The 5,432-nt window shown below is 45.1% G+C and carries 8 protein-coding genes; all 8 read left to right on the top strand.

The window, feature by feature from the left end:
• On the top strand, nucleotides 1–382 hold a 382-nt coding region (locus GKG41_RS22890), incomplete at its 5' end, for a substrate-binding domain-containing protein (RefSeq protein ID WP_173015699.1).
• A 240-nt stretch (nucleotides 383–622) separates the two neighbouring features.
• Nucleotides 623–859, top strand: a complete 237-nt coding sequence (locus tag GKG41_RS22885) for a hypothetical protein (RefSeq protein WP_154263191.1) — start codon at nucleotides 623–625, stop codon at nucleotides 857–859.
• A 2-nt stretch (nucleotides 860–861) separates the two neighbouring features.
• Nucleotides 862–984, top strand: coding sequence for a hypothetical protein (locus tag GKG41_RS23820; RefSeq protein WP_256282624.1), 123 nt, complete (start codon nucleotides 862–864; stop codon nucleotides 982–984).
• Nucleotides 985–1,064: 80 nt separating this feature from the next.
• A complete protein-coding gene (locus GKG41_RS22880) occupies nucleotides 1,065–1,745 on the top strand; it encodes a FadR/GntR family transcriptional regulator (protein WP_154263194.1) in 681 nt (226 codons plus the stop codon).
• A gap of 211 nt (nucleotides 1,746–1,956) precedes the next feature.
• Complete coding sequence (ilvD, locus tag GKG41_RS22875) at nucleotides 1,957–3,615, top strand: dihydroxy-acid dehydratase (RefSeq protein WP_154263188.1); 1,659 nt, start codon at nucleotides 1,957–1,959, stop codon at nucleotides 3,613–3,615.
• 124 nt (nucleotides 3,616–3,739) lie between these two features.
• Entirely contained in the window at nucleotides 3,740–4,480 is a 741-nt protein-coding gene (locus GKG41_RS22870) for a class I SAM-dependent methyltransferase (protein ID WP_154263179.1), read from the top strand.
• 200 nt (nucleotides 4,481–4,680) lie between these two features.
• The gene (locus tag GKG41_RS22865; protein ID WP_154263176.1) at nucleotides 4,681–4,839 is read left to right on the top strand and encodes a hypothetical protein; all 159 of its coding nucleotides are present in this window, start codon (nucleotides 4,681–4,683) and stop codon (nucleotides 4,837–4,839) included.
• Nucleotides 4,836–5,336, top strand: a complete 501-nt coding sequence (locus GKG41_RS22860; protein WP_154263172.1) for a flavodoxin domain-containing protein — start codon at nucleotides 4,836–4,838, stop codon at nucleotides 5,334–5,336. The genes GKG41_RS22865 and GKG41_RS22860 overlap by 4 nt, the downstream gene beginning before the upstream one ends.
• The last annotated feature ends 96 nt before the right edge of the window (nucleotides 5,337–5,432 follow it).

Genomic DNA, 5,432 nt, shown 5'->3' with positions numbered 1-5,432 from the left:
GTTTTGGGGCGTCCGTTATGATCCGCATAGCGTCCGCTCTGAAACGCATCAGAGTCCGCTGGGCTCCGCAGAATGCAGCAGTTACTATTATAAAAAATTCAGGGAATATTTACAAGAAAGGAATATTTTTTTAGAGAGTGAGGTTAACCTTTACAGTACGGAGGCAATAAAACAACTTGTAAAAGAGAACTTAGGCATTGCGTACCTGCCTCGTTTTACCGTAGAGGAAGAGTTAAAAGCTCACATCATTCAGGAAATCCCTACAGCCATTCAAAGCAAAAGGATCGGGACAGTATGCACATATCATAAAAATAAATGGATTCCCCCTGCTATGGATGTATTTCTTCAACTTTTGCGGGCAGACAAAGGTTCTGTCACATGAGCCTGGAGTACATAGCCATTGACGCAAAGAAGCCGCCCATTGTCTCCAATGGCGGCTTTCCGTCGGCCCTAAGCCCTTTTCTTTAACCGTCTGGGGGCCGCATTATAGTCCCCGGGCCCCAGGCCTAAAAACCATCATTTTTTCCCACCACAAGACTCCCGCACGGTCAATTCAGGCGTCAAAAGAATTTCTTTTTTTGGAAAGGACGCATCTTCCAGCTGATATCTTGAAAGGAGATAATTGATTGCAGCCCTTTCTATTGGTGTGGGACTTGGCTCTACACTTCTCAAAAGCGCAGGGGCATTCGCTGCCTTCAACCCGAATAACCGTATTTTTCTGGAGGATGGCGTGATAACAGGATGTATTACTGCTGTAATCCTAAACCTGATCTTTAATGGCTACAGGGAAAAAGAAATGATTGGAAAGCCGGATGCAGAAGCTGCTGTATCCGGCTGGATTTTGCCTCTCTGGCAGTAGCTGTGGCGAAGGAGATTATGGAGGGGCAGAACTATGAAAAGGATATTGTGATGGAGACAGAGCTTTGTGATCTTTCTAATGTAGAGGAAATGTTAAAGAAACACAGAAGAATTGAAGGAAAATGAGAAAAGACCGGGGGGATCAGATGAAATCTTTGCGCCGGCGTGTTATACTTAACGAAAATCAGATAATACCGGAGGCAGAGATGGACAGGGAAAAAAGACTTTCAGACAGTATTGCGGATACTCTCTTATCAATGATTGTAGTAGATAAAAAATTCCGTCCCGGGGATAAATTACCCAATGAAAATGATCTTTCCATGGAATTAAATATCAGCCGGACAACTCTGAGGGAGGCTATCCGTATACTTGCCGCAGGAAATGTGGTAGAAATCAAAAGAGGAAAGGGAACCTTTGTGAGAGAAGACTTCACGGATCCTTCCATGGAGAATCTGTCAAATTTGACAGTGGCAAAAGTTGACGCTGAGGATCTGTATGAGATGCGGCTGATTTTTGAACCAGAAGCTGCATATTATGCCGCTAAACGTTCTACAGAGTCAGAATTAAAGAAGATTCTTTCACTGGGCGAAAAAATAGAGTGCTGTATACAGGAGGGAAAAGACCGCACAGAAGTGGAACAGGAATTTCATAAAGCAATTGCAAGGGCATCACACAATGAATTCATGAACCGGCTGATGCCGATTATTTACAAGGCCATTGATAAAGGAGTGGTGCTCTCAGAGGCCAAAAAAGAGGCCGTGGAGGATACAATTTCCGATCACAGGATGCTTATGAATTTTATCAAAGACAGGAACGCGGAGGGAGCCCGGTATGCTATGAAGATTCATATTATGCATGCCATTGAGCAGTTGGGGCTGGAAAAATAGAAATGGGACGTTGCAGTGCAGGCGGGAGTTGGCTTGCAGGCGGCGTCTTTTTTTGTCTTTGGTATTCAGGTATTCAGGTTGGCAGAGGGATGGTGATAGAAATCCCGCGCCGTGGGCTGGGAGGGATGTTGTCGTACAATAATATTGACAGCAGACAACATACAACATATAATAAAACAAACAACTAATAGAAAGTATGGAGGAAATTGGGATGAGAAGTGACAGAATCACACAGGGGATTAACGCTGCGCCTCAGAGGGCGCTGCTACATGCGCTTGGTCTTACAGATAAGGAGATTGGCAAACCTTTGATCGGTATTGTAAGCTCCTACAATGAGATAGTACCCGGCCACATGAACATTGATAAAATTGTAGAGGCTGTCCGTCAGGGAGTGCTGCAGGCGGGAGGGGTTCCTTTTGTATTTCCCGCTATCGCAGTTTGTGATGGAATTGCCATGGGACATGAGGGGATGAAGTATTCCCTTGTGACCAGAGAACTGATCGCAGACTCTACAGAGGCAATGGCTGCAGCCCATCCTTTTGACGGGCTGGTTATGGTTCCTAACTGTGATAAAAATGTACCGGGACTGCTTATGGCTGCAGCCAGGATCAACATCCCTGCGGTTTTTGTGAGCGGAGGGCCTATGCTGGCGGGCAGAATTGGGAAGGGGAAGATTAGTTATTCTACTGTATCAGAGGCAGTGAGCCAGTTTAAAACCGGACTGATTGATGGGGATACATTAAATAAATATGAACATGCCGCATGTCCAACCTGCGGTTCCTGCTCCGGTATGTTTACAGCCAACAGCATGAATTGCCTTACAGAGGTGCTTGGCATGGCCCTGCATGGGAACGGAACGGTACCTGCCGTATTCTCTGAGCGACTGAGGCTGGCAAAAGAGACAGGGATGCAGATTATGGAAATGGTGAAAAATCAAAGAACTCCAAGAAATATTATGACCCGGGAAGCTTTTTGTAACGCTCTGACTATTGATATGGCACTGGGATGTTCCACGAACAGTGTGCTGCATCTTCCGGCTATTGCCTATGAATGCGATGTGTCTCTGAATCTGGATGTGGTCAATGAGATTTCTGAAAAGACACCAAATCTCTGTCATCTGGCACCGGCAGGGGAACACTATATGGAAGATCTGTATGAGGCGGGAGGGATTTACGCAGTAATGAACGAGATTCAGAAGCTGAAGCTGCTGCATGGGGAATCACTGTTCTGTAACGGGAAAACTTTGAGAGAAAATATAGAGGGGCATTTGGTTAAAGATTATGATGTTATCCGAAGCGTTGAGAATCCATATAGCAGGCATGGGGGAATCGCAGTGCTGAAAGGGAATCTTGCTCCGGAAGGATGTGTGGTGAAGCGTTCGGCGGTAGCTGAAAAAATGATGCATCATACAGGGCCGGCCAGAGTCTATGACAGAGAAGAAGAGGCGCTGGAAGCTATATATAAGGGATTATTGAGTGAGGGCGATGTGGTAGTAATACGCTTTGAAGGACCTAAGGGAGGTCCGGGAATGCGGGAAATGCTGAATCCTACGTCTGCTATTATGGGGAGCGGGCTGGGAGACTGCGTAGCGTTGATTACAGATGGCAGATTTTCAGGTGCCACCAGAGGAGCCGCCATAGGGCATGTTTCCCCAGAGGCGGCAGCGGGGGGAACGATTGCACTGGTTGAAGAGGGCGACTTGATTGAGATAGATATTCCGGGGCATCGGATAGAACTGCTGGTTACAGAGGAAGAACTGCTGACGAGAAGAGCGGCCTGGAAACCTAAACAAAGAGAATTAAAAAAGGGATATCTGCAGAGATATGCAAAAAGTGTAACTTCTGGTGGAAAAGGAGCGGTTTTGGAATAGACGAAAAAGAAGGTGTGTTTCGGGATAAAACATGCTATACTGACAGAAAAAGATAAATCCGAGATACCTTTACTGCAAGTTTTTTCTGCGGGTAAGGGTATGAGTATGGACAGAGGGATGTAAAATGAAAGAAAATAAATATGACCAGAAGGTCTTTTTTGAGAAGTACAGCAAAATGCACCGATCTGTACATGGGCTGGATGGAGCCGGAGAATGGCAGGAATTAAAAAAACTAATTCCGGATTTACAGGGGAAGAGGGTGCTTGATCTTGGATGTGGATATGGATGGCACTGTATCTATGCGTCTTCCTGCGGAGCAGGATACGTTCTGGGGACAGATATTTCGGAAAAAATGCTGGAAGTGGCCCGTGAAAAATCCAGGTCTTTGGATATTACTTATCAGCAATGCCCAATGGAAGAACTGAAGCTGACGGAAGGCAGCTTTGATGTGGTGATTAGCTCTCTGGCCTTTCATTATGTAAAAGATTTTAAGGGAATTGCTGAAAATATATGGAAATGGCTTGCAGAGGGCGGCAGCTTAGTTTTCTCGGTGGAACATCCTGTCTTTACGGCATATGGAACTCAGGATTGGTATTATGATGGTAATGGAGAAATTCTGCATTTTCCAGTTGACAACTATTACTATGAAGGAAAGAGAGATGCTGTTTTTCTTGGAGAACATGTGACCAAGTACCACAGAACTTTGACTGCATACCTCAATACGCTTCTGGACTGCGGATTTGCCATCCGCCATATAGTTGAGCCTATGCCTCCGGAAGATATGCTGGGACTTCCGGGTATGGCGGACGAGATGCGAAGGCCTATGATGCTGCTGGTGTCAGCGGAAAAAGAAGAAAAGAGATAGTTTTTTTAAAGAAATCAGCTGGAAGCAATGTTTTCTTTTGATCTGCATTAAACTGTTTGACAAACCGCCTGCCATTGGCGAATTATCAGGAGCCCTGGGCACATCACATCAAAATGTAAAGCAAATGCTTTTGAAACTGGAAAAGGGGGGATATATCAAACTTTTTCCCTGATTTCAAGGATCGCAGAAAGCAGAGGGTTATGATTTCTGAAAAGGGAATTGCCTTCGATCGAAAATATGCTGAGCCCAGCCGGGAGTTTATGGAGCAATTGTTCAGCGGTATAGATACGGAGGAACTCAAGGTGACAGTTAAAACTATGATGAAGCTGGATAGTAACTTAAAGGAGATGCAGGAATGAACAGAATCGTAGTGTATCAAAGTAAGACAGGGTTTACCAGGCAGTATGCAGAATGGATAGGGGCTGCTTTGGGGTGTGAAGCAAGGCCGATAAAACATATTTCTGCCCAGGAGTTAAAACAATATGAAGGTGTAATTTTCGGCGGTTGGATCATGGGAAATATGATTATGGGGCTTGAAATGATAAGAAAAGAGATACCGTGCAATTATATTGTGTTTGCTGTAGGAATTTCCCCGAAAAGTGACGTGCTGATACGTGAGATAAAGGAGCAGAATAAGCTGGGGGACACTCCGTTTTTTTATCTGGAGGGCGGGCTTTGCCAGGAACAGCTGGGGGTTGTAAAAAGGATGATGCTGAAAATGGTTAAAAAGTCAGTGTTAAAAAAGGAAAATAAGACAGAACAGGATCTGTTCATGGCCCGGGCTCTGGGAACTTCCTTCGACCATTCCGATGAAACCTTTATTCAGCCGCTGGTGGACTTTGCACTCTCGGAATGAATTTTTAAATCCGAAAGAAGGGGCTGTCGGTTAATATCGATTTTTGCCCCCTTACATACAAGGAAGAGACAATCCCATAGTATTCGGGCTTTTTCA

This window comes from Lactonifactor sp. BIOML-A5 (assembly GCF_009677585.1).
Taxonomy (GTDB): Bacteria; Bacillota; Clostridia; order Lachnospirales; family Lachnospiraceae; genus Lactonifactor.
This window is presented reverse-complemented; position numbering and strand designations above follow the sequence as displayed.

Excerpts from the sequence above, each read along its gene's own strand:
- GKG41_RS22880 (WP_154263194.1), top strand. The coding sequence starts at position 1,065 with ATGGACAGGGAAAAAAGACTTTCAGACAGTATTGCGGATACTCTCTTA.
- ilvD (WP_154263188.1), top strand. The coding sequence starts at position 1,957 with ATGAGAAGTGACAGAATCACACAGGGGATTAACGCTGCGCCTCAGAGG.
- GKG41_RS22870 (WP_154263179.1), top strand. The coding sequence starts at position 3,740 with ATGAAAGAAAATAAATATGACCAGAAGGTCTTTTTTGAGAAGTACAGC.
- GKG41_RS22865 (WP_154263176.1), top strand. The coding sequence starts at position 4,681 with ATGATTTCTGAAAAGGGAATTGCCTTCGATCGAAAATATGCTGAGCCC.
- GKG41_RS22860 (WP_154263172.1), top strand. The coding sequence starts at position 4,836 with ATGAACAGAATCGTAGTGTATCAAAGTAAGACAGGGTTTACCAGGCAG.